General features: G+C 72.2%; 25 protein-coding genes. 8 read left to right on the top strand and 17 right to left on the bottom strand.

The features are described from left to right. Positions 1-67: 67 nt before the first annotated feature. Complete coding sequence (locus tag ACFQUZ_RS09380; protein WP_377440238.1) at positions 68-1,282, top strand: MFS transporter; 1,215 nt, start codon at positions 68-70, stop codon at positions 1,280-1,282. A 66-nt stretch (positions 1,283-1,348) separates the two neighbouring features. Here the strand turns inward: ACFQUZ_RS09380 and ACFQUZ_RS09375 are convergent, their stop codons facing one another. Next, positions 1,349-3,610, bottom strand: coding sequence for an ATP-binding cassette domain-containing protein (locus ACFQUZ_RS09375; protein ID WP_377440235.1), 2,262 nt, complete (start codon positions 3,608-3,610; stop codon positions 1,349-1,351). A 72-nt stretch (positions 3,611-3,682) separates the two neighbouring features. Between ACFQUZ_RS09375 and ACFQUZ_RS09370 the strand changes: the two genes are divergently transcribed. Both ACFQUZ_RS09370 and ACFQUZ_RS09365 read left to right on the top strand, forming a co-directional pair. Then, the gene (locus ACFQUZ_RS09370) at positions 3,683-4,477 is read left to right on the top strand and encodes a TetR/AcrR family transcriptional regulator (RefSeq protein WP_377440232.1); all 795 of its coding nucleotides are present in this window, start codon (positions 3,683-3,685) and stop codon (positions 4,475-4,477) included. Between the two features lie 65 nt (positions 4,478-4,542). Next, positions 4,543-4,875 (top strand): YnfA family protein, encoded by a 333-nt coding sequence (locus tag ACFQUZ_RS09365; RefSeq protein ID WP_377440229.1) that lies wholly within the window; start codon positions 4,543-4,545, stop codon positions 4,873-4,875. 177 nt (positions 4,876-5,052) lie between these two features. Here ACFQUZ_RS09365 and ACFQUZ_RS09360 read toward each other — a convergent pair whose 3' ends face one another. Continuing rightward, a complete protein-coding gene (locus ACFQUZ_RS09360; RefSeq protein ID WP_377440227.1) occupies positions 5,053-5,535 on the bottom strand; it encodes a DUF1992 domain-containing protein in 483 nt (160 codons plus the stop codon). A gap of 176 nt (positions 5,536-5,711) precedes the next feature. Between ACFQUZ_RS09360 and ACFQUZ_RS09355 the strand changes: the two genes are divergently transcribed. After that, complete coding sequence (locus ACFQUZ_RS09355; RefSeq protein ID WP_377440224.1) at positions 5,712-6,875, top strand: hypothetical protein; 1,164 nt, start codon at positions 5,712-5,714, stop codon at positions 6,873-6,875. Positions 6,876-6,940: 65 nt separating this feature from the next. Here the strand turns inward: ACFQUZ_RS09355 and ACFQUZ_RS09350 are convergent, their stop codons facing one another. Beyond that, complete coding sequence (locus tag ACFQUZ_RS09350; protein ID WP_377440221.1) at positions 6,941-8,422, bottom strand: peptide MFS transporter; 1,482 nt, start codon at positions 8,420-8,422, stop codon at positions 6,941-6,943. Positions 8,423-8,677: 255 nt separating this feature from the next. On the opposite strand from ACFQUZ_RS09350, the gene ACFQUZ_RS09345 reads away from it, so the two are divergent. Continuing rightward, positions 8,678-9,019 carry an RNA polymerase-binding protein RbpA gene (locus ACFQUZ_RS09345; protein WP_377440218.1) on the top strand — a complete coding sequence of 114 codons (342 nt, stop codon included), beginning with the start codon at positions 8,678-8,680 and terminating at the stop codon, positions 9,017-9,019. Positions 9,020-9,089: 70 nt separating this feature from the next. On the opposite strand, the gene ACFQUZ_RS09340 is transcribed toward ACFQUZ_RS09345, so the two are convergent. The 12 genes from ACFQUZ_RS09340 to ACFQUZ_RS09285 all read right to left on the bottom strand — a co-directional run bounded on the left by ACFQUZ_RS09340 (position 9,090) and on the right by ACFQUZ_RS09285 (position 22,220). Continuing rightward, positions 9,090-9,671 carry an FxsA family protein gene (locus ACFQUZ_RS09340; protein ID WP_377440214.1) on the bottom strand — a complete coding sequence of 194 codons (582 nt, stop codon included), beginning with the start codon at positions 9,669-9,671 and terminating at the stop codon, positions 9,090-9,092. 73 nt (positions 9,672-9,744) lie between these two features. Further along, positions 9,745-10,539: a polyprenol monophosphomannose synthase gene (locus ACFQUZ_RS09335; protein WP_377440211.1), complete on the bottom strand. Its 795-nt coding sequence runs from the start codon at positions 10,537-10,539 to the stop codon at positions 9,745-9,747. Next, positions 10,520-12,217, bottom strand: a complete 1,698-nt coding sequence (gene lnt, locus ACFQUZ_RS09330) for an apolipoprotein N-acyltransferase (protein ID WP_377440208.1) — start codon at positions 12,215-12,217, stop codon at positions 10,520-10,522. Before lnt ends, ACFQUZ_RS09335 begins: the two co-directional genes overlap by 20 nt. A gap of 92 nt (positions 12,218-12,309) precedes the next feature. Beyond that, positions 12,310-13,233, bottom strand: coding sequence for an aminoglycoside phosphotransferase family protein (locus ACFQUZ_RS09325; protein WP_377440206.1), 924 nt, complete (start codon positions 13,231-13,233; stop codon positions 12,310-12,312). 106 nt (positions 13,234-13,339) lie between these two features. Further along, complete coding sequence (locus ACFQUZ_RS09320) at positions 13,340-13,951, bottom strand: dihydrofolate reductase family protein (protein ID WP_377440203.1); 612 nt, start codon at positions 13,949-13,951, stop codon at positions 13,340-13,342. A 73-nt stretch (positions 13,952-14,024) separates the two neighbouring features. After that, complete coding sequence (locus tag ACFQUZ_RS09315; RefSeq protein ID WP_377440201.1) at positions 14,025-14,867, bottom strand: DUF6597 domain-containing transcriptional factor; 843 nt, start codon at positions 14,865-14,867, stop codon at positions 14,025-14,027. Positions 14,868-15,371: 504 nt separating this feature from the next. Beyond that, on the bottom strand, positions 15,372-16,700 hold the full coding sequence (locus ACFQUZ_RS09310) for a glutamate mutase L (RefSeq protein WP_377440700.1): 1,329 nt from the start codon (positions 16,698-16,700) through the stop codon (positions 15,372-15,374). A 119-nt stretch (positions 16,701-16,819) separates the two neighbouring features. Beyond that, on the bottom strand, positions 16,820-17,212 hold the full coding sequence (locus ACFQUZ_RS09305; RefSeq protein ID WP_377440197.1) for a hotdog domain-containing protein: 393 nt from the start codon (positions 17,210-17,212) through the stop codon (positions 16,820-16,822). After that, positions 17,209-17,973 carry an OAM dimerization domain-containing protein gene (locus ACFQUZ_RS09300; RefSeq protein WP_377440698.1) on the bottom strand — a complete coding sequence of 255 codons (765 nt, stop codon included), beginning with the start codon at positions 17,971-17,973 and terminating at the stop codon, positions 17,209-17,211. The genes ACFQUZ_RS09305 and ACFQUZ_RS09300 overlap by 4 nt, the downstream gene beginning before the upstream one ends. Positions 17,974-17,978: 5 nt before the next feature. Next, positions 17,979-19,538 carry a lysine 5,6-aminomutase subunit alpha gene (locus ACFQUZ_RS09295; protein ID WP_377440194.1) on the bottom strand — a complete coding sequence of 520 codons (1,560 nt, stop codon included), beginning with the start codon at positions 19,536-19,538 and terminating at the stop codon, positions 17,979-17,981. Continuing rightward, positions 19,535-21,139: an amidohydrolase gene (locus tag ACFQUZ_RS09290; RefSeq protein ID WP_377440191.1), complete on the bottom strand. Its 1,605-nt coding sequence runs from the start codon at positions 21,137-21,139 to the stop codon at positions 19,535-19,537. The genes ACFQUZ_RS09295 and ACFQUZ_RS09290 overlap by 4 nt, the downstream gene beginning before the upstream one ends. A 4-nt stretch (positions 21,140-21,143) precedes the next feature. After that, a complete protein-coding gene (locus ACFQUZ_RS09285; protein WP_377440189.1) occupies positions 21,144-22,220 on the bottom strand; it encodes a zinc-binding alcohol dehydrogenase in 1,077 nt (358 codons plus the stop codon). 314 nt (positions 22,221-22,534) lie between these two features. On the opposite strand from ACFQUZ_RS09285, the gene ACFQUZ_RS09280 reads away from it, so the two are divergent. Further along, a complete protein-coding gene (locus ACFQUZ_RS09280; protein ID WP_377440696.1) occupies positions 22,535-23,860 on the top strand; it encodes a KamA family radical SAM protein in 1,326 nt (441 codons plus the stop codon). 60 nt (positions 23,861-23,920) lie between these two features. On the opposite strand, the gene ACFQUZ_RS09275 is transcribed toward ACFQUZ_RS09280, so the two are convergent. Then, entirely contained in the window at positions 23,921-24,115 is a 195-nt protein-coding gene (locus ACFQUZ_RS09275) for a CsbD family protein (RefSeq protein ID WP_377440186.1), read from the bottom strand. A gap of 261 nt (positions 24,116-24,376) precedes the next feature. On the opposite strand from ACFQUZ_RS09275, the gene ACFQUZ_RS09270 reads away from it, so the two are divergent. Beyond that, on the top strand, positions 24,377-24,955 hold the full coding sequence (locus tag ACFQUZ_RS09270) for a histidine phosphatase family protein (RefSeq protein ID WP_377440183.1): 579 nt from the start codon (positions 24,377-24,379) through the stop codon (positions 24,953-24,955). A gap of 69 nt (positions 24,956-25,024) precedes the next feature. Beyond that, entirely contained in the window at positions 25,025-26,332 is a 1,308-nt protein-coding gene (locus ACFQUZ_RS09265) for a serine hydrolase domain-containing protein (protein WP_377440180.1), read from the top strand. A gap of 103 nt (positions 26,333-26,435) precedes the next feature. On the opposite strand, the gene ACFQUZ_RS09260 is transcribed toward ACFQUZ_RS09265, so the two are convergent. Then, a complete protein-coding gene (locus ACFQUZ_RS09260; protein WP_377440178.1) occupies positions 26,436-26,912 on the bottom strand; it encodes an Lrp/AsnC family transcriptional regulator in 477 nt (158 codons plus the stop codon). Between the last annotated feature and the right edge of the window lie 34 nt (positions 26,913-26,946).

The following is a 26,946-nucleotide window of genomic DNA, read 5'->3' as shown; positions in this document are numbered from 1 at the left end:
TCCATTATGCCAAACCCAAGAAGTTGCCCACTTCCTATGACCCCCGGGGTCCCCTAACGTTCGCCGGGTGACCAGCTACCGACAGGTGCTCGCCGTGCCAGGGATGGCACCGCTGCTGGGCGTCTCGCTGCTCGCCCGCACCGCGATCACGGCCGACGTGATGGCGCTGACGTTGTATGTCGTGCTGGGTCTGGGCATGAGCTACGCGGCGGCGGGTGGGGTGGCCGCGGCCCTGACCGCCGGGCTGGCGCTGGGCGCGCCGTTGCTCGGCCGGGTCCTGGACAGGCGAGGACTGCGCACCGTGCTGCTGGTCACCGTCGCGCTGCAGATCGTGTTCTGGCTCAGCGTGCCGATGCTGCCCTACGTGGTCCTGCTGGGCGCCGCCTTCGCGGCGGGCCTGCTGATGGTGCCGGCCCAACCGGTCACCAGGCAGGCGATCGCCGCCATGACGACAACGCACCAGCGCCGGGCGGCGTTCGCGTTGGAATCGGTGCAGGGTGAGCTGTCGTACCTCGTCGGTCCGGCGGTGGTGGTCCTGTGCGCGGCGACGATGTCGCCCGGTGTGGTGGCATGGGGGGTGGGTGCCGCCATCGCGGCCGGTGGAGCCGGCATCGCCCTGCTCAACCCACCGCTGCGGGCCCTGCACGAGGCGGACGCCGGCACCGCCGGTCGGCCGCCACGTCGGCGGTGGCTGGGGACCCGCATGATCGCCGTACTGATCATGGCGTTCGGCATCACGACGCTGCTCGGCGGCGTCGACCTCGCCATCATCGCCACGCTCAGGGACGGCGGGCAGGTGTCCTGGGCGGCCGTGGTCATCGCGGTGTTCGGCGTGGCCTCCGTCGTCGGCGGACTGACCTACGGCGCGCTCCCCCGACCGCTGCCCAGTTGGCTGCTGCTCGGCCTGCTCGGGCTCGTGACGATTCCCGCCGGGCTCGCCCCCGACTGGCGCTGGCTGTGCGTGGCCGTCCTCGGCGCCGGGCTGCTCACGGCACCAGCCCTGTCCACGGTTGCCGACGCCGTCAGCCGACTGGCGCCGGCAACCGTACGGGGCGAGGCGACGGGACTGCAGTCCTCCGCACAGAACGCCGGTTTCGCGCTCGGCGCCCCGATCGCCGGGTTGGCGATCGACGTTTCCGCGCCCGCCGGCGGCTTCGCGGTGGCCGGACTGGCCGGTCTCGCCGCGGCGCTGACCGGATACCTGCTGTCCCGCCGCTCCCCTGCCCGGGTTCGCGGCCTCGTCGCCATTCCATCGGAGACGCCGGCGGGGACCCGTCGGTGACGCCGGCGGGACGTGCACCCGTGACGCCTGCGGGGAACCGGTGACGGTGCGACGAGGCCGCCGGTGTCACCGTCCCAGGTAGTCCCGCAGGTGCCGGGCCGTCAGCGTGTCGGCCGAGCCCACCAGGTCGGCGGGGGTGCCGGTGAATACCACCCGGCCTCCGTCGTGTCCGGCACCCGGTCCCATGTCGATGATCCAGTCGGCGTGCGCCATGACGGCCTGGTGGTGCTCGATCACCACGACCGTGTTGCCGGCGTCGACAAGCCGGTCCAGCAGGGCGAGCAGTTGGTCCACGTCGGCCAGGTGCAGACCGGTGGTCGGCTCGTCCAGGACGTACGTGACGGCCCGTTCGGCCATGTGGATGGCGAGCTTGAGTCGTTGCCGTTCGCCGCCGGACAGGGTGGTCAGCGGCTGGCCGAGGCCGAGGTAGCCCAGGCCCACGTCGGCCAGCCGATCCAGGATCGTGCGGGCCGCTCCGCCGGGGAAGAAGTCGCGGGCCTCGGCCACCGACATCGCGAGGACCTCGCTGATGTTCCTGCCGTGCAGCGTGTAGGTGAGCACCTCGGGGGTGAACCGCCGGCCCTGGCAATGCTCACACACCGACGCCACCCCAGCCATCATGGCCAGGTCGGTGTAGACCAGCCCGATGCCCTTGCACGCGGGGCAGGCGCCCGCGGAGTTGGCGCTGAACAATGCCGGTTTCACCCCGTTGGCCTTGGCGAACGCGGTCCGGATCGGGTCGAGCAGCCCGGTGTAGGTGGCCGGGTTGCTGCGCCGCGACCCCCGGATCGCCGACTGGTCCACGACCACCACACCGTCCCGGCGCGGCAACGAACCGTGGATGAGTGAACTCTTGCCGGAGCCGGCGACGCCGGTGACGACGGTCAGCACGCCGAGCGGGATGTCCACGTCGACGTCCCGCAGGTTGTGCAGGGTGGCGCCGCTGATCCGCAGGTGGCCGCGAGGGTTCCGGACACTGCCCCGGAGCCGGACCCGGTGGTCCAGGTGGTGGCCGGTGCGGGTGTCGGCGGCGCGCAGCGCGGCCACGGTGCCCTCGAACACCACCTGACCGCCCGCCGGGCCGGCACCGGGTCCCAGGTCGACGACGTGGTCGGCGATGGCGATGGTCTCCGGTTTGTGTTCCACGACCAGCACCGTGTTGCCCTTGTCCCGCAGCCGCAGCAGCAGGTCGTTCATCCGCGCGATGTCGTGCGGATGAAGGCCCACGGTCGGCTCGTCGAACACGTACGTGACGTCGGTCAGCGACGACCCCAGATGGCGTACCATCTTGACCCGCTGCGCCTCGCCACCGGACAGGGTGGCCGACTCGCGGTCCAGGCTGAGATACCCCAGTCCGATCTCGACAAGCGAGTCGAGGGTGCCGAGCAGGGTCTTCAGCAGCGGCGCCACCGACTCGTCGGTGATCCCGCGGACGAACGTGGCCAGGTCGCTGATCTGCATGGCGGCACAGTCGGCGATGCTGCGGCCGCTGATCGTCGAGGACAGCGCGGCCTTGTTGAGGCGGGCGCCGCCACACGCCGGGCAGGTGGTGAAGGTGACAGCGCGGTCGACGAAGGCACGGATGTGCGGCTGCAACGACTCCCGGTCCTTGCCCTCGAACATCCGCCGGACCCGGACCACCAGTCCCTCGTACGTGGTGTTGGTGGTGCCGATCTTGACCTTGGTGGCCGGTTGGTGCAGCAGGGCGCGCCACTGTTCGTCGGTGTAGTCCGCCAGCTTCGCCTCCGGGTCGAAGAGCCCGCAGGACGCGTACGCCTGCCAGTACCACGAGCCGACGGTGAAGTTCGGCACCGTGATGGCGCCGTCGTTGAGCGACAGGTCCCGGTCGACGAGCTGGTCGACGTCCAGGTCGGAGATCCGGCCGAGGCCCTCGCAGTCCGGGCACATGCCCTCGGCGTTGTTGAAGCTGAACGCGCTCGACGTGCCCACGTACGGGGTGCCGAGCCGGCTGAAGACGATCCGCAGCATGGCGTGCGCGTCGGTGGCGGTGCCCACGGTGGAGCGCGAGTTGACACCCATTCGTTCCTGGTCGACCACGATGGCGGCGCTCAGGTTCTGCAGGGCGTCGACATCGGGCCGGCCGAGGCTGGGCATGAAGGACTGTACGAACGCCGTGTAGGTCTCGTTGATCAGTCGTTGCGACTCGGCCGCGATGGTGCCGAACACCAGGGACGACTTGCCGGAACCGGAGACCCCGGTGAAGACCGTGAGCCGCCGCTTGGGGATGTCGACCGAGACGTTGCGCAGGTTGTTCTCCCGCGCCCCGCGTACCTCGATCATGTCGTGGCTGTCCGCCGCTGCCCGCATGTGCCCCCCTGATATCTTTACGCCGTAAGCGAATGGCCGGGCCACATTACTTTACGACGTAAGGAGAAGCAAGTGGTGGTGTTCGCCGCCCAAGGCGACCCGCGACGGTCGATGACGCTGCTCTGGCGGCCCCGACCCGAGCCCACGCGCAGTGCTCCCGGTCCGAAACCGGCGCTGAGCGTCGACGGGATCGTCGACGCCGCCGTGGCGCTGGCCGACGCCGAGGGAATGGCCGCGGTCTCCATGCGCGCCATCGGCGACCGGCTGGGCCGCACCGGCATGGCGCTCTACACGTACGTGCCGGGCAAGGGCGAACTGGTCGACCTGATGTACGACCGGGTGCACGCCGAACTGCCCACCCGATACCCCACCGACGCCCACTGGCGGGTCACCGTCCGCGCCTGGGCCGAGGACCTGTGGTCCTGCTACCTGCGGCATCCCTGGGTGCTCCAGGTGTCGCAGGCCCGGCCCGTGCTCGGTCCCCACGAGTTCACGATGCTCGACACCCTGGTCTCGATCCTGCGTGGCACCGACCTGCCGCCCACCCCGCTACGCCGGATAAGCGGCACGCTTGTGCAGTTCGTCCGCGCCACCGCCCAGACGGTGGCGGAGACCCGGCAGGCGCCGAACGCCACCGGCATGCCCGACGACGAGTGGTGGTACGCGCGCTCCGGCGTGCTGTCCGAGGTCGCCCCGGATTTCGCCACCCGGTTCCCGCACGTGAGCTGGCTGGAGTCCGAAGGCGCCTACCAGCTCGACGACCCCACCGTGCCGTACCTGGAGCAGGAAGCCCGGGAGACGTTCGTCGCCGGCCTGGACGCACTGCTGGACGGCATCGAGGTCGCCATCGACCGCACCGCCCGCTGACCGGCCACCTGGCCGCACCGTCCGCTGACCGGGCCACGGCGCTGGTCGCGGGTAGCGTGCCAGCCATGATGATCGTCCGGTCGATCGTGCTGTTCCTGCTCGCCGCGGTCGCCGAGATCGGCGGCGCGTGGCTGGTCTGGCAAGGGTGGCGGGAACACCGCGGGCTGTGGTGGATTGCCGGCGGCATCCTCGCCCTGGGCGCCTACGGCTTCGCCGCCACGTTCCAGCCGGACCCGAACTTCGGGCGGATTCTGGCCGCCTACGGCGGCGTCTTCGTGGCCGGGTCGCTGGCCTGGGGAATGGTCGTGGACGGCTTCCGTCCCGACCGCTACGACGTGGTCGGCGCGCTGGTCTGCCTGGTCGGGGTCGCGATCATCATGTACGCCCCGCGGGGCTGAGCGACGCCCGCGGGGCTGAGCGACGCCGGACCCGCACCCCTGCGCAGGGCTGACGCAGGCTGACCCCGAGGTGCCACTGTCCCTCCCCGCCGGTGCTCCCGTCATCTGCCCGACGTTCAGCGGGAGCACCGGCCGACACCGCGAGCCGACCCGGTGCCGGCGGAGCAGAATCGGCACTCAGCCGGGCCGCCGGCGGAACGGGTTCCACCGGCGGCGCCGCCCGGTCGGCGCCACGGTGCCCGGCCCGGCGCTGTCCGGGGCCGCCGGGGCCGCTCGGCGGGCCGCCCAGTCCCGCACCACCTGATCCACGTCGAGCGGGCGCAGCGCGACCGGCGGGCCGGACGGCATCCGCAGCCAGGCCCGGATCTCGGTGTTCAGCGCGTCGATCATCTCCCGCACGGCCGGCTCGCCGGCGAGCCGATCCAGATCGGCGGGTAGTCGCTCGATCCGCCGCCGCAACCGCAACGAGGCGGGCAGCAACGCCTCCGCGGGCAACCCTTCCCGGCGGACGTAGTCCTTGATCCACCACATGTCGTCCTCGGGGCTGTGCCGCTTGGGCAGCGGCTTGCCGGCACCCGGCAGATTGTCGAACTCGCCCCGCTCCTGCGCCTGCCGGATCTGGGCCTCGACCGCCCCCTCCCAGCGGTACGTGCCACCCATCGCGCCTCCTCCCACCCGGAGATCCTCCCAGCCTAGCCCTCGAAGCCCTGAGGCTCCGAGGTCGCCCGGGTGGCGGCGACCCGCGACGCAACGACCGGCCGACGGGGTGGCCGGGTGGCTGGTGTGACCGGGTGGATCTTCGGGCCGCCCCCGCGCAGCGCCTAGACTTCGCCGCCATGGACAGCGAGCCGACCACGGCGGAGACCCGCCCGTGCGCGCACTGCGGCCAGCCGGTGCCGCAACGGGCGGCGGCCGGACGACCGTTCCGCTACTGCCGGGACAACGACGGCGCCTGCCAGCGGGCGTCCCGGGCGACCCGGATGCGCCACCGCAACGCCCCCGGGCTCGCCGGCCAGGTCGCCCGCACCTGGGAGATCGTGGACCGGCTCGACCAACTCAGCGGCACCCTCGCCGAGGCGCTGCACGCTGAACTCTCCCCCGCGGGTGTGGAACGGCAGGTCGCGGAGGTCCGCGCCGAAGCGGCCGCCGCGGTGGCCGCCGCCCAGACCGAACGCGACGAGGCCCGCCACGAAGCGGAGACGGCCACCGCCGCCGTACGCGAGGCCCAGGTCGCGGCCACCACCGCCGCCGCCGACCGGGACGCCGCCCGCCGCGAGGCCGACGCCGCCACCCGCGCCGCCGCCGACGCCGAGCGTGCCCGAGGAGCCGCCGAGGTCGAGCGGGACGAGGCCCGCCGGGCGCTGGCTGCCGCCGAGGCACTGAGTACCCGGGCCGAGCAGGACCGGCACGCGGCCGTTCGGGAGGCCGGGCAACTCCGCACGGCCGTGGAAGTCGCCGAACGGGCGGCCGAGGCCGCCCGGCGGTCGGTGGCCGACGCCACCCGGGACCGCGACGCCGCCCGTGCCGACGCGACCCGCGCGACCCGGTCGGCCGCGGAGGCACTGGGCCAGGCCGACCGGTTCCGCGCCGACCTGGAACAGGCGCGTGCCGACCTGCGACGCGCCGACGAGGAGACCACCCGAGTCCGGGCCGAAACCGCCCGGCTCGCCGCCGAACTGGAGCGGGCCGAAACCGACCGGCTCGCCGCCACCGACCGGGCCGACGCCGCCGAGCGGGCCGACGCCGCGGTGCGCGCGGACCTGGACACGGTGCGGCGGGACCTGGAGAGCGCCCGCCGGGACCTGACGGCCGCGCGGGAACGGAACGCGGTGGCGGCCGACGAGCGGCGGCAGGAGCGGACGGCGCTGGCGGACCTGACGAGCCGGCTGTCCGCCGCGCTTGCCGACCGGGACGCCGCCCGGGACCGGGTGGCCCAACTCAGCGGCCAGGTCGGCGAGCTGGCCACCACCCTGGCGCGCCTCGCCACCCCCACCACCTGATCATGAGGTTAGCGTGCCTTTGATCTCCGTTTCGCGCTAACTTCATGATCGACCGAGGGATGGGGTCAGTGGATGCCGGCCATCAGGGACCGGATGTGCCGGCTGACCATCACGGCCGCCAGCCCCAGCACCACGGAGGCCAGCCCGAAGGTGAGGAAGTACGTCACCTCCGACCAGGCGGCTGCCAGCCGCGCCACCTGACCGCCGATCGCGTCGCCGACCGCGGTGGCCAGGAACCACAGACCCATCACCTGGCTGGCGTACTTCACCGGAGCCAACTTCGTCGTCACCGACAACCCGACCGGGCTCAACGACAACTCCCCGGAGACCTGGATCGCGTACACGGCGACGAGCCACAGCGGTGAGACGCCGCCACCACCGACGGCAGCCTGCGCGGCGGCGGCCATCAGCACGAACGACAGGCCGTTGAGCACCAGGCCCACCGAGAACTTCACCGGCGTCGACACCCGGTGGCCCAGTTTCAGCCACAGCACGGCGAACAGCGGCGCCGCGATGATGATCAGAATCGGGTTGACCGACTGCAGCCAGGAGGCAGGGAAGGTGAACCCCGCCACGTCCCGGTCGACGCGTTCCTCAGCGAACGTGTTGAGCACCGAACCCGCCTGGTCATAGATCAACCAGAAGGCCGCGGCGAAGACGAACAGCCAGGCGTACCCCTTCATCCGGCTGCGTTCGGTGCCGCTGATCTGCCGGTCGGTGAGAATCCGGGCGAAGTAGCCGACCGTTATCAGCACCGTGGCCGCGGTGAGCAGGTTGACCACGACATCGACCGTGAACAGGTCGGCGACGGCCAGCACCGCGACAACCAGCACCACCGCGGCGGTCACCAGACCGATCCGAACCAGCGCCCGCCGGCGCTGTTCACCCAGCAGCGGATCCGTCGGCCGCTCACCGGCCCGCCCGAGCTTGCGCCGGCCCACCACGTACTGGATGACGCCGAACGTCATGCCGATCGCGGCCGCCCCGAACCCCAGATGCCAGTTGATCTTCTCCCCGAGGAAGCCGGTGATCAGGGGAGCCAGGAAGGCACCCAGGTTGATCCCCATGTAGAAGATCGAGAAGCCGGCGTCACGGCGTGGGGAGTCCCGCTCGTACAGGTCGCCGACCATCGACGAGACATTCGGCTTGAGCAGCCCGGTGCCCAGCACGATCAGCGTCATCCCGGCGAACACGCTCCACCGCGTCGGGACCGCCATCACGTAGTGGCCGCAGGCGATCACCACACCGCCCCACAGCACGCTGCGCCGGGCCCCCAGCAACCGGTCCGCGACCCAGCCACCGGGCAACGCCATCAGATAGACCATCGCGTTGTACGTGCCGTAGAGCGCGTTCGCGGTCGAGTTGCCCATCCCCTGCCCACCGTCGGCCACCGCGGCGGTCAGGTACAGCACCAGGATGGCCCGCATGCCGTAGAAGCTGAACCGCTCCCACATCTCGGTGAAGAACAGCGTCGACAGGGCCCGGGGATGGCCGAAGAAGGACCGGTCCCCGGACGCCGCGTCGGCAGTCGGCACCCCGCTGGTCATGCGCTACCTCCGAACGGGCTCACCGGTACGAGCGGCCCCCACGGTCACCTCAACGGAAGAAAACAAACCTCGCGAATCACAACGAAACAACTGTAAATCGCCGGGCGGGACCGGTGAGCCCGATCACCCGTCCCCGGAGCCGGCTACCCTCGATATGGCTTCCCGCCCCGTCCCTCCACCCGAGGGCGGGAATCGCGGGCCCGACTCACGTCGTTAGCAAGAACAGACAAGCGTCAACCGAGGGGAAATTCGATCATGGGCGAGCGCATGCTGCGCGGAAGCCGGCTAGGTGCGGTCAGCTACGAATCCGACCGCAACACGGAACTGGCACCCCGCCAGACCCGCGAGTACCTGTGCGCCAAGGGACACCAGTTCGAGGTGCCGTTCGCCGTGGACGCCGAGGTCCCGATGACCTGGGAGTGCAAGTTCGACGGCAGCGTCGCGCGACTGGTCGACGGCAGCGAGCCGGAACAGAAGAAGGCGAAGCCGCCACGCACCCACTGGGACATGCTCCTGGAGCGCCGCTCCGTCGCGGAACTCGAGGACATCCTGGCCGAACGGCTGCAGGAGATCCGGACCCGCCGCGGCCGCGCCTGAACCACCCGCCCCGTCAGGCAGAACAGGGCCCCGTTCCGCACGTCACACGCGGAACGGGGCCCTGGCGTCGTCAACGATCGACGATCTCACCCTCGACCACACCTCCCGACGGACGGCCGTCCGGACCGGCGCCACCACCCGGCGCCAACGGACCAGCCGGCCCCGACGTGGACGTCGGACCCGCCGCCGTCGTCGGCCCTGACCCGGGTGGGGCCGACGACGGCGCACCCGGATACACCCGCACCCGACGCGGCCCGAACATCTGCCCGGCCATCATCGACGACACCCGCCGCTCGGCCCCCCGCTGCACCAGCACCCGCGCCGCCCGCCGCACCGGCGGCACCACCAGCAACACCCCAACCAGGCCACTGACCAGCCCCGGCATCGCCAGCAACAACCCCGCGAACAGACCCACCAGCCCCTCGGTCACCTGCCGACCCGGCGGCTGCCCCGCCTGCGCCGCGTCCCGGAACCCGCGCCACGCCCGCATCCCCTCGCGACGCAGCAGGAACAGTCCCGCCACCGACGCGACCAACACCAGCAGCAGCGCCAGCCCGAACCCGACGGCACGGCCCAGCAGCACGAACACCACGATCTCGACGACCGCGACGAGCAGCATCGCCAACGGTACGTACCTCAGGCGTAGGGGCATCTCACCTCACCAGCGAAACGGGTGACAACGGCCGGCACCCCAAGCATGACACGCCCCCGCCGCCCACCAACCGCTACGGCCACCGCACCTGCCCGCTCGCCGTGCCATTCACCACCCGCCGCACCGCCTGCCGCCGATCCCGCACCGCCCACGTCGTCACCCGCCACAACGCCTCACCGATGATCGTCGGGCTCATCTTGCTGTCCCCGTTCTCCCGCTCCGCGAAGGTGATCGGCACCTCCACCATGCGCAAGCCAGCCCGATGCGCCCGCCAGGCCAACTCCACCTGGAACGAATAGCCATGCGACGACACCGACTCGAAATCGATCTTCTCCAGCGCCGCCACCCGGTAGACCCGGAACCCACCGGTCGCGTCCGAGACCCGCATGCCCAACGCCGCCCGGGTGTACAGATTCCCCACCCGGGACAACACCAGCCGGTGCCACGGCCAGTCCACCACCCGCGCCCCAGGCACCCACCGCGACCCCAGCACCACATCAGCCTCGGCGGCCGCCATCAGCAACCGGGGCAGTTCCTCCGGCGCGTGCGAACCGTCCGCGTCCATCTCCACCACGACGTCGTACCCGTGATCACGAGCCCAGCCGAACCCCGCCACATAGGCCGCCCCGAGCCCCTGCTTACCGGGCCGGTGCAACACATGCACATGATCATCAGCCGCCGCCAGCCGATCCGCCACCGCCCCGGTGCCGTCCGGACTGTTGTCATCGGCGATCAACAACTCGGCCGCCGGCACCGCGGTCCGCACCCGCTGCACGATCCCGCCGACATTGCCCGCCTCGTTGTACGTCGGGACAACGATCAACACCCGGCCCACATCAGCGCGGCCGTCACACCCGAGATCGCTCACCAACTCGCCGGTCCCCCACCTCTGCCGCGTCCCGAGCGCCCACCGGACCCTCCCGCCGACGACGCGCCACGACCGCCGCCGCCAACCCGGCCACAGCAAACGCCACCATGACCGCCTCCGGCCACACCCCCAACCGGGTGGCCACCGTACGACCCTCGTACAGGCGCATATCCCGGACCACCACCGCGGCGGTGAAGAATCCGGTGGCACCATCTACCCGCCCATCGGGGGTAACGAACCCGGACACCCCGACCGTGGAGGCCATCAACGACGCCCGGCCATGCTCCACCGCCCGCACCTGCACCATCTGCAACTGCTGCCGCGCCTCGGCCTCGTTGAACGTCGCGTTGTTCGTCTGCACCACCAGCGCCTGCGCCCCACCGGCGACCGCGTCCCGGACCAGCCCGTCATAGGCCACCTCAAAGCAGATCACGTCACCGATCACCACCTCACCCGTCCGCACCACGCCGACCCGATCCCCGGCAACGAAGTCGGACCGCACCCGGTCCACCTCCTTGCTCACCCGACGGGCGATGTCCCGCAACGGCACATACTCGGCGAACGGCACCGGATGCCGCTTCACGTACAACTGCTCCAGATCCGGACCCGTCCCCGGCCGCCACAACAACCCCACATTGCGCACCCGACCCGCACCCGGCCCGATCAACACCGCACCCACCAGGATCGGCGCCCGGATCGCCGCCGCCGCGGCCGAGATCCGGTCCGCCGCGTCCGGATTACGCAACGGATCGATGTCGCTGGAGTTCTCCGGCCACACCACCAACACCGGCTGCCGCTCCCGACCCGCCGCCACCCGCTCGGCCAACGAGATCGTCTCCCGCACGTGGTTGTCCAGCACCGCCCGGCGCTGATCGTTGAAATCCAGACCCATCCGCGGCACGTTGCCCTGCACGATCGCCACCGTCACCAGCCGCCCCGAGCCCGCCCCGACCGGCACCGCCCACCCGACCACCGACACCCCCACCGCCGCCACCACCAACCCGGCCGAGACCACCCGGCGGCCCGGCCGCGCCGCCGGAGCCGCCCCGGCCGCCAGACCCGCCGCGACCCCCGGCTGCCACAGCCACCACACCGCCGTCACCAACAACCCACCGGCCAGCGCCACCACGAACGTCACAAGCGGCGCACCGCCCACCGCCGCGAACCGTACCGTCGGCGCGTCGCCCTGACTGAACGCCAACCGGCCCCATGGGAAACCCCCGAACGGGGTACGCGACCGCAACGCCTCCTGCGCCACCCACAACACACCCGTCAACACCGGCCACGACCACCGCCACCGGTCCGCCACCCGGCTCGTCACCGCCCCCGCCAACCCCAGCAGCGCCAGGTACCCCGCCTGCAGCGTCGACAGCAGCGCCCACGGCAGCACCCCGATGTCGACATCCGTCCAGCTCAACATCGGGACGAACAGCACCAGACCGGTCACCATGCCCAAACCCGCACCGGCACGCGCCCGCCGCCGATGCACCGCGGCGGCCAACAGCGCCACCCCCAGCGGCGCTACCCACCACCACCCGTACGGCGGAAACGCCACAAGCAACGCGCCGCCGGCCACCACCGCGAACCCCGTCGACAGCCACCACGGCAACGCCCCAGCCGCCCGACCAGCCACGGCAGCCGCAGGCGCCCCGCCCGGCCCGTCCGCCCTACCCACCATCCCAGTCCATCCGTCCGTCACGGCCACCCACCAGCGGGACGACCATCCCGCCGAAGGCTACCGGCCGCACGCCCTCCCCCGTCCTGTGGTGATCACCGCAGCTCCGGCCACAACCGCGACGCCACATCGACCGCCCGGGTCCGCGCCGGCCCGCCGTCCGAGACCGTCCACACCTCCGACAACACGGCGGCACAGAACCCCCAGGCGACAACCCGGTCCCGGTCCATCACCAACCCCTCCGCGAGCTGCTCCACCCGGGCCGGCACCAGATCCAGCAACGCCGGATCCCGATCATCCGGCTCCGGGTTGTACAGCAGCGGACCCACGTCGAAGCCCGGGTCACCGACCACCCCGTGCGGATCGATCGCCAGCCACGGCTCCCGCTCCGCCCGCAACACGTTGTCGTGATGCAGATCGCCGTGCAACACCACGGTCCGCGGCGCCGAATCACACAACTCGTCGAACAACCCGAGCGCCCGCACCACCAACCGCCGCGGCACCGGCCCGTCACCCGGCCACCGACGCAGGTGGTCGACGAAGAACCGGCGGTAGCCGCGCAGCGGCGGCACCGGCGAATCCGGCGGCGGCGGCGCATCCGGCGGCGGCGGCACATGCAACCGCCGCAGCACCGCCACCACCGCCTCCGTCGCCTCGGCATCCCGAGCCGGCACCAACTCCCGCGCCATCGCCCCCGGAGACGCCCGCTCCAGCAACAACGCGCCCCGGTCCAGGTCGGTGGCGAGCAACCGCACCGCACCCCGACCAGCGAAGGCGCGCAGGGCCGCCGCCTCCACCGCCAGATGCTCCTGCCCCGGCACGCCCAGCTTCAACACCACCGGATCACCGTCCGCCGACACCGCCGACACCACCCAGTGAAACGTGAGCCGGAACGTCCCACCCAGCCGCAGTCCCCAGTCCTCGGCCACCGCCGCGCTCAACTCCGGCAGCTCGGCCAACCAACGCCGGCCCTCCTCGCCCCACTCCGCCACCACGTTGCGCGCGAACTCGGAAGACACCGGGACCGTCATTATTCGATCTTCTCAGCACCCGCCCGCCGGCACCGGCCCACGTCCTGCCCACCACCGCCCCGCCCTGCCCCGCCCGAGGATCGATGACGCGGGCCTACCGGCGCACCGAGAACCTCAGGTGCAGCACACGCTCGCCCTGGACCACCAGGTGCGGATCCTCCAGCAGACGCTGACCAGCGAGGCGACCGAAGAACCTCTTGCCCGACCCGAACACCACGGGCACCACGTCCATCGCCACCTCGTCCACCAGACCGGCCCCGAAGATCTGGCCACCCACATCGCCCGCGGTCACGGCGACATCCCGCTTCCCGGCAAGCTTCCGGGCCCGGCTCACCGCGTCGGTCACGTCATCGACGAAGTGGTACGACGCTTCCGGGTGCCAGCCCTCCGGCTTTGGCCGGTGCGACACCACGACCACGTGGTCCCCCGTGGGCGGCTGCCCCTCCCAACCGTTCACCAGGTCGAACAGGTGCCGACCCATGACAATCGCGCCGATGCCGGCCCACATCGTCCGGACGTACTCCGCCGACGCGCGGGAGACCTTGAACCCGTTTCCGGTTCCGGAATGGTCGTACCGCTGGTCCGCGGCCTCGGCGATCGGCGTGTCCCCGTTGAAGTACCACTCGTGCAGGGGCCCGACATCGTCCGCCTCGTCGGCGATGAAGCCGTCGACCGACACCACGTTGTGCATGATCACGCTGCCCACGGTTCTCCTCGAATCTCCTCGTTCGTTGGCCTCCCGACCTTGTCGGACCACGGCTGACCGAGCTTGTAAATAATCAAACAGCGGGCATCGGACCGCTGTCCGGCGGGAACCCCCGCTGCGCCGGGAACCGGCGCCGCAGCGCCAGGTACGCCGTCGGGGTATGACCGGTGAAGTCCTTGAACTCCCTGATGAAATGGGCCTGGTCGAAGTAGCCCGCCGCGTGGGCGAGCCGCGACCAGTCGACCGGACGCCGTGCGTCGACGGACAGGATCAGCCGCGCGAACCGGTAGATCCGCGCCACCCGCTTCGGGGTCACCCCGACGTACGTCCTGAACTGCCCGGCAAGATGAGTGCCGCTCACCCCGGCCTCCTGGGCCAACGTACCGACCGGGACCGCACCGTGGATCGTCTCCAACCTCCCACCGGCGTGCCGCACCAGGTCGAGACCACCCGTGGGAATCTCAGCGAGCCGCGACAGCAACTCCCTCTCCAGCGACCGCAACGCCTCCGAGGCCGAAGCGACGTCGCCGACATCGTCGCGAATCCGGTCCACGGACCGCTGCCAACCGACCCCGACCGGCACCCACCGGTCCCGCAGCTCGGCCGCCGGGATGTCGACGAACGGTGACATCCCCCAAGGCTTGAAGTGCACCCCAACGATCCGCACGCGACTCGGGTACTCGATGAGGACTCGCCGGGTCCATACACCCGTGAACCACCCACCCGTGAACAGTGCCGGCGGCACCGATGGATCGGAATCCCACACCTGGATGGGTTCGCCTAGGTTGACGACCAGGTGCGCCGAGGGCATCGGCGGGACGTTCATGCGGCGATATCGCGGGGGCCCGGCCAGGCAGTAGATGTCGTCGACGAACCGGTCGAGCGGCGGGGCTGGCACCAGGCTGACGTACTCCACCGACTCAGTGTGGTGGACCACGCTGATGGGCGGCACCGGACAGACCGCCGCGCCAGCGGCTGGTAACCGTCACGGGATGGCCGGCCACCGGAGGCGAAAATCGGGGCGCGACCGGCATGGCCGCGCCCCGATGCTCCCAGGCCCCTCCCGGCCGGTGCGACAGGCATGGCCGCGCGACCTTCGGACCGACCGGACGCGAACTGGCTGTCCCCGCCCACCCGTTGTCTACTGGCCGCACGCACCACCCTGTCCCGACACCGGTAACCGCGGCCGGTTCGCGCCGCCCCGCCGACCCCCGCCCGCTGGACCTGGCCGTTGCGGCAGACACCGCTCGGCCAGCGGGCGAAGGGACGAAGCGAACAACAGCCGCTTCCCGTTGTAGGACTCAAAGACGGTACGCGGTGCACCCCGCACGCTGTCAACCCACCCCCGGCCAGTCGTCGCGATCACCTTCGGCGTGTCGGATCGAGGACTTGTGCGAAGCGTCACCACCTCTAAGTCATCCTAGGAAGCTAGGTGGTGGCGGAGTAGCGCCGTGGCCGCTACGGGATGTTCCTCCGCCAGCAGACCACCCGCCGCCAGGACGTAGTCCACGTCCACCGCCGCCCGGGCCGCTCGCGGCACCGGCCAGCCGCCCGAGTGGTCACCGAGCACTGCGGCGAGCACCCCGGTCGCCTCGTCCGTCGCCGCGTGCCGCAGCACCCCACCGGAACCAACCACTAACCGGACGTCCCGCAGGTCGCGGCCGGCCCGCTCCCCCGTCGCCCCGCCCCGGGCGTGCCGGCGCACCGCCACCACCGCCGCCAGCGCCGCGATCCGCGCGTCGACCGCCCGCTCCGCCGCGTCCACCGGCAGGAACCCCGGCTCCGCCGCCCGCGCCTCGGCGCGTACCGCCAACTCCTCGGCCTCCCCGGCGGCGAGCAACCGCTCCTCCGCCGCGGCCCGCACCACCCCCGGTGCGCTCCACCGCATCCCCAGGTCCCCCTCGACCGTGCGGGCCCGCCACAGCGGCCCGGCCACCTCGCGGCCCGGCCCGGTGGCCCGCTCGTCCGGCGTCAGCACCGAGTACACGTCGGTGGTGGCCCCGCCGACGTCCACCACCGCCAGGTCGCCACCCAGCGCGTCGGCCAGCAGCTCCACCCCGGTCAACACCGCGTCCGGGGTGGCCGCCCGGATCAAGCGGGCGAACCGGGTCCCCCGGGACAGCCGCTTACCACCGATCACATGCCGCAGGAACACCTCGCGGATCGCCGCCCGGGCCGAGGCAGGCGCCAGCACCCCGATCCGGGGCAGCACGTTGTCGGCGGGCGTCACCGGGACACCCGCCGCACCCAGCAACCTCGCCAGCTCGTCCCGCGCGTCCACATTGCCGGCCAGCACCACCGGCACCCGCCAGCGCGCCCGCGCCAGGCGGGCCGCGTTGTGCGCCAACACCTCGGCGTCCCCGCCGTCGGTGCCTCCGACCAGCAGCACCACGTCCGGCCGAGCGGCCCGCAGGGCGGTCAGCTCCGCCGCGCCCAGCCGACCGGCGGCGACATGCACCACCCGCGCCCCCGCCGACAACCCGACCCGGCGCCCCGCCTGCGCGGTGACCAGCTCCTCGTAGCCGACCACGGCCAGCCGCAATCCACCCCCGGCCGACGAACAGACGTACCAGGACGCACCCCGCGCCGGCAGCCCGGCGGTGGCCGCGCCGACCGCGGCGTCCAACCCGCGCAGCACGTCCGTGCCGACCGTGGTGGGGGCGGACGCGGCGCCGACCAGCCGGCCGGCCACCAGATCCACCACGGCGACCTTGGTGTACGTCGACCCGACGTCCGCGCAGACCGCCAGGGCCGGCGGCGAGGCCCCCGAACCGGCCGGGACGGAGTCCCCGCGGCGGCCGGCGACGCCACCGGTCGTCGGTTCGGCCCGGCGAGAGCCGGGCCGGGCCTTCGACACCGGCCCCGGACTCACGCCGGAGCGGGAACGACGACCGTGCCGGTCGCGGTGACCGCCACGATCGGCGGATCCAGCACCTCGGCCGCCGACTCGCCCCTGTCGGGCCGGCCCCGGCACACCACCGCGCAACTCAACTCCAGCGTCCGGCTGCGGCTGCCGACCCGCACCACCGAGGCGGTCACCTCCACCACGTCGCCGGCCCGGACCGGGGCGCTGAACCGCACGTCCGAGTAGCCGGCGAACAGCCCCTCGTCACCGTCGGTACGGATGCACACCTCGGTGGCCACGTCACCGAACAAGGCCAACGCGTACGCCCCGTCGACCAGGTTGCCGGCGTAGTGCGCGTGCGAGTACGGCACATACCGCCGGTGCGTCACGGTCAGTCCCAGCCGGGCATCAGTCACGACTTCTCCCTCTTACTGATCAACTCGTGCACCAGATAACTGGCCACCTCGCCGGGGGTGGTGCCGCGCCCGAAGATCCGGTCCACGCCCAGCTCGGCGGCCATCGACTCGTCGAACCGCGGACCGCCGACGATCAGCAGCGGACGTCGCCCGGCCGGAAGCGCCTCCCGGAACGCCGCCGACATCTCCCGGGTGTTGTGCAGGTGCGCGTCCCGCTGCGTGACCACCTGGGACACCAGCACCGCGTCAGCCTTCGCCGCCCGGGCCGCCTCGACCAGCTCCGGCACGCTCACCTGGGCGCCCAGGTTGGTCACCGACAGCTCCCGGTAGTACTCCAGACCCTTCTCCCCGGCGATGCCCTTCACGTTGAGGATCGCGTCGATGCCGACCGTGTGCGCGTCCGTGCCGATGCACGCCCCCACCACCGCCAGTTTGCGCCGCAGCCGCCGCTTGACCAGGGCGTTGACCTCCTTGGCGGACAGCAGCGGGAAGTCCCGCTCGACCACCTGCACGGCCGAGACGTCCACCAGGTGCCGCACCCGGCCGTAGACGACGAAGAAGGTGAACCCGTCGCCGATCGGCTTGGCGTGCACCAGCAGCGCCGGGTCCATCCCCATCTTCGCGGCCAGTTGCAGCGCCGCCCCCTCGGCCCGCTTGTCGTGCGGGACCGGCAGGGTGAACGACACTTGCACCATCCCGTCGCCGGTGGTGTCCCCGTACGGCCGGACGATCGTCTTCCCGGCCGCCGCGTTCCCGACGATGCTGGTCACGAGCGGTCCCCTTCCAGGATCTCGGTGGCCGGGTTGTAGTAGCCCGGCTCGTGCGCGGCCACCCCGGCCAGGCCCTTCCCCCGGTCCGCCGGCCGCTTCATGATCCCGAACGTGCCATCGGCGATGGCGGTGAGCAACGAGTCGTCGACGATCTTCTCCAGCAACTCCACGGCCTCGGCGAGGACCTGGTGCGCGCGGCGCTGGATGAACCCGCCGGGTGCCGGCACGAAGTCCTCGTGCAGCCCGCCGGCGGCGCCCAACACGTACCGGACGTTCTGCAGGGCGATGTCCCGGTCCGACAGCCACGGTGTCACCACCGCCTCGGTCATCATGCCGACCAGCAGGATGTCCTGGCCCGTCATGGTGCCCGCCAGGTTGAAGAAGCCGTCCAGCAGGTTGCCCCGGAACACGTCCCCGGTCATGTGCTTGGTCGGCGGCATCCACTTCAGCGGCGCGTCCGGGAACAGCTCCCGGGCCAGCAGCGCGTGCGCCAGCTCCAGCCGGAACGACTCCGGCACATCCGGGTTGATCTCGAACGCGTGGCCCAGCCCCAACTGCGGGTCGGCCAGTCCCGCCTCGTGCGCGAAGTACTCGTTGAGCAGCTGCGACACCGTCACCGTGTGCGCCTCGTCCACCGCGTCGGCGGTGGTCAGGTAGTTGTCCTCACCGGTGTTGATGATGATCCCGGCACGGGCGTGCACCTGCCGGGAGAACCGCTGGTCGACGAACGTGCGGACCGGGTTGATGTCGCGGAACAGGATGCCGTACATCGAGTCGTTGAGCATCATGTCCAGCCGCTCCAGCCCAGCCAGGGTCGCCATCTCCGGCATGCACAGCCCGCTGGCGTAGTTGGTCAGCCGGATGTAACGGCCCAGCTCCTTCGACGTCTCATCCAGCGCCGCCCGCATCAGCCGGAAGTTCTCCTGGGTGGCGTACGTGCCGGCGAACCCCTCCCGGGTCGCCCCCTCCGGCACGTAGTCCAGCAGGGACTGCCCGGTCGACCGGATCACCGCGATCACGTCCGCGCCCGCCCGGGCCGCCGCCTGCGCCTGCGGGATGTCCTCGTGGATGTCCCCGGTCGCCACGATCAGGTAGATCCACGGCCGCCGCTCCGGATCCCCGTACTTCTTGATCAGGCGGTCCCGCTCGACCCGGCGGCGGTCGATCGCCCGGATCCCGGCGCCGACGGCCCGGCGGGCGGCCCGACGCGCCGCCGTGGCGGCCTTGCGCTCCGGCACGGCGAACCGCACCGACCCGGCCGCCGCCTTCTGCGCCAGCAGCGTCACGTCGCTGATCTCCTCGCGCGCGAGGGCGTCGAACACCGGCAGCGCCACCCCGTGGCCCAACCCCACGTCCGCCACCACCGCGTCGACCAGGCGGTTGACCCACGGGATGCCCTCCGGGTCGGCGCCGGCCACCCCGGCCAGGCGAAGCACCGCCCGCTCCACCGACACCGTGGTGTGCCCCCGGGCCAGGTCCACCACCGGCCGACCGGCCCGCGCCGCCAGTTCCCGGGCCCGGGCCACCACCCGTTGATCCAGGTCCAGCTTCGTCACGGCGTTCCCTCCTCGTAGATCACCTGGCCGCGCAGCACGGTACGCCGGCACACCGGCAACGGCGTCGGGTCGTCCGGGCCCCACACCTGCGGATCCTCGGCCAGCAGCACCGGCAGCCCGCGCCGCGCCCCCGCCGGCGTCGACCACACCGCGAACGTCGCGGCCGCGCCCCGGGCCAGCACACCCTCCGCGGCCGACCCGCGCGGCGGCGCCGGCAACGCCGACCAGCCACCCCGGGCGTGCGCCGCGAACGCGGCCCGGACGCTCATCCGCTGGGCCGGATTGCGGTGTGCCGCCGCCGCCCGCACCGAACCCCACGGATCCAGCGGGGTCACCGGCGAGTCCGAACCGAACGCCAGCGTCACCCCGGTGCCGTGCATCGACCCCATCGGGTTCGACTCCAGCGCCCGGGCCACCCCCAGCCGGGTGGCGTACATGCCCTGCTCGCCGCCCCACAACCGGTCGAACGCCGGCTGCATGCTCGCCACGATCCCGTACTCCACGAAACCGGCGATCAGTCGCTTGTCCATCAGTTCGGCGTGCTCCACCCGGTGCCGCCCCGCCCGCAGCCGGTCCACGCCCAGCGTGCCGGCGGCCGCAGTGAACCCGGCCACCACCGTCGACAGGGCCGCGTCGCCGATCGCGTGGAAGCCGCCCTGCACGCCGTGCTCGGCACAGTCCAGCAGGTGGTCCCGCACCTGCTCGGCGGTCAGGTAGCCGTGCCCCCGGCCGTGCTCGCCGTCGAGGTAGTCCGCCGAGAGGTGCGCCGTCCGGGACCCCAGGGCGCCGTCGGCGTACAGGTCCCCACCGGCACCCACCGCGCCCAGGTCCCTGGCCTTCGCCGCGCCCAGCAGCTCACCCCAGTAGCCGTACACCTCCGGCAGGCCGGCACCGGAGAGCGCCAGCACGCCGGTGAAGTCGGACTCGTCCGAGGTGCCCGGACCGCCGCACTCGTGTACGGCCGCGATGCCCAGCGCGGCGGCCCGACGGAGCGCCGCCCGCTGCGCCCGGGTCCGCTGCCCGGCGGTGATCGACGCGAACGCCGCCGCCCGCACCACGTGGTGCGCGTCCCGGCGCACCCAGCCCGACTCGTCGTACCCCTGCGTCGACCTGATCTCCGGCGCGGCGGCCAGCATCGCCGACGACACAAGCGCCGAGTGGATCGACGCCTGGGACAGGTACACCCGCCGGCCGCCCGCCGCCCGGTCCAGCTCGGCCGCGCCCGGCAGCTGCGGGACCGGCCAGGACGATTCGTCCCAGCCGTGCCCGAGCAGCACCGCGTCCGCCGGCAGGCCCGCCGCGAAACCGGCCACCCGGTCCAGGACCTCGGTCGCCGAGCGGGCGGCCGACAGGTCCAGCCCGGACAGCGCGAGCCCGGTGTCGGTGCAGTGCACGTGCGCGTCGACGAACGCCGGGGTGACAAGCGCGCCGGCCAGGTCCACCACCCGGTCGGCGACCGGCGCGTCGGCGTCGGTCCCCAGCCACTCGATCAGCCCGTCGCGCACCAGCAGCGCTGTCGCCGTCGGGTCCGCCGGGCAGTGCAGGTGTCCACCGCGGTACAGCGTCGATGGCGGCCGGGCCGTCGAGGGGTTCGTCGTCATGGGCTCAGTCTGCCGCGAGCCGCGCCTCGAACAACGCACGCACCCCGGGAACCTCCCGCAGCAGCCCGACCGCCAGGTCGGCGTGACCCGGCAGGTAGCCGTTGCCGACAAGCATCGTCACATCGGCGGCCAGCCCCTCCGCGCCCAGCGCCGCCGCCGCGAAGCTCGTCGCCATGGAGAAGAAGATCACCGTACCGCCGTCCGCGGTGGCCAGGATCGCGCCGTGCTCGCAGCCCGGCACGTCGACGCAGACCACTGTCACGTCCGCGGGCGCACCCAACGCGCCGGTCACCGCCGCCGACAGCGCCACCGGATCGCGGGCGTCGGCCAGCACCACCTCGTCGGCCAGGTCCGCCGCGACCAGCCGGTCCCGCTCCGCCGGCACCGGCACCACCCCGACAGTACGGGTGGCACCCGCGCGCCGGGCCGCCGCGAGGGCCAGCGACCCGCTCTTGCCGGCGCCTCCGATCACCGCCACCGACACGTCGTGCCCGCCCCGTCCGGGCTGCCCGGACGCGGACCGCCCATCCATCCGGTGGCGTTCCACCACCCGGGCGGTCAGCGCCGGCGCGCCGCACACATCCAGCACCGCGAGGCTCAGCTGCGGATCCAGGTCCTCGGGCAGCACCGCCGCGATGGAGCGGGCGAACAGGATCGCGTGCCCGGCGCAGGGCACCTGCTCGCCGCGGCCGTCCCAGCCGGCCAGGCCGTCGGTCACCGCGAGCGGGGTGAGGGTCAGCGACACCAGGGTGGCCACCCGATCGCCCGGCTTCAGCCCGAGCGGGGAGTCCGGTCCCACCTCGTCCACCGTGCCGATCAGCATGCCACCGGAGCCGGTGACCGGATTGTGCATCTTGCCGCGACTGCTGATGATCCCCAGCACCTCGGCGCGCACCGCCGCACCGTCCCCGCCGTGCTTGCCGGCCAACTGGCGGAAGCTCGCCGCGTCCAGGTTCAGCCGCTCCACCCGTACCCGGACCTCGTCCGGTCCGATCTCCGGCGACGCGTCCAGGCGGGTGGCCGCCTGCGGCAGCACTCCGGTCGGTTCGAGGACGCGGTGCAACCCCACCGGTGACGTCATGCGGACCTCCCTCAACCCCTCGCACCTCGTGACGCGGTATGGCACACACGGCACAGCACGGCGCCGCACGACACGGCGCCACAGGAAAACTTACGGCAGAATAGTTTCTAGTCCGAATATTTTCCAGTAGCCTGCGAGGCTTGGCCGCCACCGACGAGGAGGAAGACGTGACCCAGACGGAACCGAGGACCGCCCTCCCCCCGACGCCGGGCCAGCCCGTTCCGGCCGCCCGCGCCAACGAGGCGGCACCCGCCGCCGCGCACCTCACCGAGGCGCCGGACGGGCGCACCACCCTCGCCGGCGGACAGCCGTACGTGTACCGGCGCCGCCCTCTCGTCGAGCCCGACTGGACCCGCTTCCCCGGCTGGCGCGACGTCACCCGGGAGCAGTGGGAATCCGCCCAGTGGCAGCGGGTCAACTGCGTCAAAAACGCCAAGCAACTGCGCCGGGTGCTCGGCGACCTGGTCGACGAGACGTTCTACGCCGACCTCGCCGAGGACCAGGCCGCGCTGGCCACCATGTCCATGCTCGTGCCGCCGCAGATGGTCAACACGATGGTCCCCGACGCGCCGACGAGCACCGAGGCGTTCTACGCCGACCCGATCCGGCGCTACATGATCCCGGTCGCCTCCGACCGGCGTACCGACTGGCCGTCGCACCCCAACGCCAGCCGCGACTCCCTGCACGAACACGACATGTGGGTGGCCGAGGGGCTGACCCACCGCTACCCGACCAAGGTGCTCGCCGAACTGCTGTCCACCTGCCCCCAGTACTGCGGGCACTGCACCCGGATGGACCTCGTCGGCAACTCCACCCCGGCGGTCGACAAGCTCAAGCTGACCCTCAAGCCGGTGGACCGGTACGACGCCCACGTCGCGTACCTCAAGGCGCACCCGGGCGTACGGGACGTGGTGGTCTCCGGCGGCGACGTGGCCAACATCCCGTGGCGCAACCTCGAGTCGTACCTCATGCGGCTGCTGGAGATCGAGACCATCCGCGACATCCGGCTGGCCACCAAGGCCCTGATGGGCCTGCCCCAGCACTGGTTGCAGCCCGATGTGGTGGAGGGCCTGGAACGGGTCGCCCGCACCGCCGCCCGGCGGGGGGTCAACCTGGCCATCCACACCCACGTGAACCACGCGCAGTCGCTCACCCCGCTGGTGGCGCGGGCGGCGCAGACCGCCCTCGAGGTCGGGGTCCGGGACGTCCGCAACCAGGGCGTGCTGATGCGCGGCGTCAACGCGACCGCGCCGGACCTGCTCGACCTCTGTTTCGGGTTGCAGGGCGAGACGGGCATCCTGCCGTACTACTTCTACATGTGCGACATGATCCCGAACGCGGAGCACTGGCGGGTGCCGGTGTGGCACGCCCAGCAGCTCCAGCACGACATGATGGGCTACCTGCCCGGCTACGCCACCCCACGGATCGTCTGCGACGTGCCGTTCGTCGGCAAGCGGTGGGTGCACATGGTGACCGAGTACGACCGGGAGCGCGGCATCTCGTACTGGACGAAGAACTACCGCACCTCGATCGAGGCCGCCGACGGCGAGGCGCTCAGCCGGCACTACGCCTACTACGACCCGATCGACACCCTGCCCGAGGCCGGCCAGCGTTGGTGGGCTGAGCAGGCGAACGCCTGACCCGGACACGCGGCGGGGCCCGGACCAGATCTGGTCCGGGCCCCGCCGCGTACGGTGGCGTCAGCCCTTGAAGGCGTCCCGCACGTCCCGGCCGGCGTCCTTGACGTGCTCACCGGCCTGCTTGGTGTTCGCCTCGGTGCGATCGGTGGCACCCTCGGCTTCCAGCCGCTCGTTGTCGGTCGCGGCGCCGGTCTTCTCCTTGCCCTTGCCCAGCATCTCCTGGGCCTTGTTCGAGACCTTGTCGGCGAAGCTCATCGTCGCGCTCCTTCGGTGTCCGCATCCTCGGGTGGTACCGGTGGAATGCCCGGCCTCCGCCGCGTGGAAACGTGGCCGTCGTTCCCGTGAGGATTGGCACATGCCTCACGCATCCTAGGATGCTAGCGTGCTGGATGGCCTTGGGGGGCGGCGGTGCGCCGAACGGCGGCGCCTCCGACAAGCCGATCCGGCGCGGCTACCTGGCCCCGCCGGCCGGCGGGAGCGGGCCCCGGAACATCCGCCCGGTGGTTGACTGGGCCGATGGGCGAGATCATCCTGGTGCGGCACGGCCAGACCGAGTGGAGCGCGGCGCACAAGCACACCTCGTACACCGATCTGGAGTTGACGCCCGAGGGCGAGCGGCAGGCCCACGCGCTCGCCGCCGACCTCGCCGGCCGCCTCTTCGCCGCCGTACTGTGCAGCCCGCGCCGCCGAGCCCGGCAGACCGCACGGCTGGCCGGCCTCGCCGTCACCGCCATCGACGACGACCTCGCCGAATGGGACTACGGGCGGTACGAGGGCCGAACCACCGCCGAGATCCGCCACGAGCGCCCCGGCTGGGACCTGTGGACCGACGGCTGCCCGGACGGGGAACGCCCCGACCAGGTGGCCGCCCGGCTGGACCGGGTGATCGACCGCGTCACCGGGCTGCTCGACTCCGGGGACGTCGCGCTGGTGGCGCACGGCCACAGCCTACGGGTGGCGGCGGCACGCTGGATCGGGTTGCCCGCCGCCGGTGGCGGCCGGTTGCGGTTGGACACCGGCACGCTCTCCAGCCTCGGGTACGAGCGGGAGCGGCGGGTGGTGCTGCGCTGGAACGCGCCGGTGAAGCCGCTCTGAAACGGCACCCTGCTCCCCTGGTGACGGCAGGTTGGCTCGTTGTGGTCATCGTCCGAATGAGGGAGAGCTGTGGTCGCCAGGCGAGAACTACTGAGGGGTACGGCAGCGGTGGGCGTGTCGGCGGTGACCGGTGGCGCACTGGCCGGCGGGCCGGCGGCCCCGGCGTCGGCCGGCGGGGAAAGGCGTCAGACCTGGCGGATGGGGCTGTCCCGGCTGCACGACGCCATGGCGGCCCGCGTCGCGCAGGGCAAACTGGTCGGGATCGTCTACCTCGTTGCCCACCGCAACATGGTGCACGTGGGCACCATCGGCACCCGGACGCTGCACGGTCCCGAGCCGATGCGGCGCGGTACGCCGTTCCGGATCGCCTCCATGACGAAGCCGATCATCGCGTCGGCGGCAATGATGCTGGTGGAGGACGGCAGGCTCGCGCTGCACGAGCCGGTCGACCGGTTGCTTCCCGAACTGGCCGATCGACGGGTGCTCAAGCGCGTCGACGGGCCGCTCGACCAGACCGTTCCCGCGGCGCGCCCGATCACCGTCGAGGACCTCCTGACGTTCCGGGCGGGCCACGGCATCATCTTCGAGCCGAGCTTCCAGCCGCCGTACCCGGTGATCGAGGCCGCGAACAACCTGCGGCTGGCGTTGGCGGAGCCGGACCCGCGCACCCCACACGAACCGGACGAATGGATCCGGCGCTTCGGCAGCCTGCCGCTGATGTACCAGCCCCACGAACGCTGGCAGTACAACACCGGCTCGCTCGTGCTCGGTGTGCTGATCGCCCGAGCCTCGGGTCGACCGCTGGAAGACTTCCTGCGTGAGCGGGTGTTCCGGCCGCTGGGCATGCGACGCACGGGTTTCTCCCTGCCGGCCGCCGACGCACTCCGGATGCCCGGCCTCTACGCGGCGGACCCGCGGACCGGCGGGCTGCGGCAGCAGCCGTTCTCACTGCCCCAGGAGTGGACCCGACCGCCCGCATTCCCGTCCGGCGCCGCCGGGCTGGCTTCCACCGTCGACGACTACCTGGCGTTCAGCCGGATGCTGCTCCACCGGGGAACCCACCACGGCCGACGCCTGCTGTCGGCGGAATCGGCGCGGCTGCTGACGACCAACCATCTGACGCCCTGGCAGCTCGCCAGCGCCGGGCCGTTCCCGCTCACCGGACGCGGTTGGGGCTACGGCATGGGTGTCAGCGTCGTGCCGGACGCCATTTCGGAGCCGGGCCGGTACGGCTGGGAGGGTGGTTACGGCACCTCCTGGTTCACCGACCCGAACCGGGAGCTGACCGCGATCGCGCTGACGCAAACCGTCGACTTCCTCTTCGACGGTGGGTCCGAGGAGTTCCAACGGCTGGCGGCCGCCACCGTCCGGCGTTGACGGAACGACATGCCGGCGGGGTGGGGGTCAGGCCGGGCCTTCGATCCGGGTCCGCCCGGCCCCGCGCTGGCCGGTCGGTCCTCGCCCAGCCTGTGTCACACCCCTAGTCGTCGACCACCGGGCGGTCCTGCTTGGTGGGCCGGAGCCGGGGCGGGCGGCCCTCGTACGGCGTGGACAGCACCACCGTGGTCCGGGTCGTGACATTCGCCGCGGTACGGATCTCCTGGAGCACCCGTTCCAGGTCTCCCGGTCCGGCCACCCGGATCACCAACAGGTAGAAGTCGTCCCCCGCCACCGAGTAGCAGGACTCGATCTCCGACAGGTGCGCGAGCCGCTCGGGCGCGTCGTCGGGTTGGGAGGGCTCGAACGGGCGGATCGCCACGAACGCCGTCAGGGCCAGGCCCACCGCCTCGTACCGGATCCGGGCGGCGTAGCCGCTGATCACACCGCGCTGCTCGAGCCGGCGGACCCGCTGGTGCACGGCGGAGACGGACAGCCCCACCCTTTCCGCGAGGTCCGTGTAGGACAGCCGCCCGTCGGCGGTCAACGCGGCGACGATGGCGCGGTCGGTGTCTTCCACGCGGACGAACCCTACCGGCGAAAGTGCCCGCGCG

The sequence above is a fragment of the Plantactinospora sp. GCM10030261 genome (genome assembly GCF_042666615.1).
Taxonomy (GTDB): Bacteria; Actinomycetota; Actinomycetes; order Mycobacteriales; family Micromonosporaceae; genus KBS50.
The sequence above is the reverse complement of the archived record's forward strand: the minus strand, read 5'-3'. Positions and strand labels throughout refer to the sequence as shown.

Coding starts and splice junctions, on each gene's coding strand:
- ACFQUZ_RS09350 (WP_377440221.1), bottom strand. CDS start 8,422: ATGACCAGCGGGGTGCCGACTGCCGACGCGGCGTCCGGGGACCGGTCC.
- ACFQUZ_RS09290 (WP_377440191.1), bottom strand. CDS start 21,139: ATGACGACGAACCCCTCGACGGCCCGGCCGCCATCGACGCTGTACCGC.
- ACFQUZ_RS09365 (WP_377440229.1), top strand. CDS start 4,543: ATGATGATCGTCCGGTCGATCGTGCTGTTCCTGCTCGCCGCGGTCGCC.
- lnt (WP_377440208.1), bottom strand. CDS start 12,217: ATGGTGGGTAGGGCGGACGGGCCGGGCGGGGCGCCTGCGGCTGCCGTG.
- ACFQUZ_RS09275 (WP_377440186.1), bottom strand. CDS start 24,115: ATGAGCTTCGCCGACAAGGTCTCGAACAAGGCCCAGGAGATGCTGGGC.
- ACFQUZ_RS09270 (WP_377440183.1), top strand. CDS start 24,377: ATGGGCGAGATCATCCTGGTGCGGCACGGCCAGACCGAGTGGAGCGCG.
- ACFQUZ_RS09285 (WP_377440189.1), bottom strand. CDS start 22,220: ATGACGTCACCGGTGGGGTTGCACCGCGTCCTCGAACCGACCGGAGTG.
- ACFQUZ_RS09345 (WP_377440218.1), top strand. CDS start 8,678: ATGGGCGAGCGCATGCTGCGCGGAAGCCGGCTAGGTGCGGTCAGCTAC.
- ACFQUZ_RS09355 (WP_377440224.1), top strand. CDS start 5,712: ATGGACAGCGAGCCGACCACGGCGGAGACCCGCCCGTGCGCGCACTGC.
- ACFQUZ_RS09340 (WP_377440214.1), bottom strand. CDS start 9,671: ATGCCCCTACGCCTGAGGTACGTACCGTTGGCGATGCTGCTCGTCGCG.
- ACFQUZ_RS09360 (WP_377440227.1), bottom strand. CDS start 5,535: ATGGGTGGCACGTACCGCTGGGAGGGGGCGGTCGAGGCCCAGATCCGG.
- ACFQUZ_RS09375 (WP_377440235.1), bottom strand. CDS start 3,610: ATGCGGGCAGCGGCGGACAGCCACGACATGATCGAGGTACGCGGGGCG.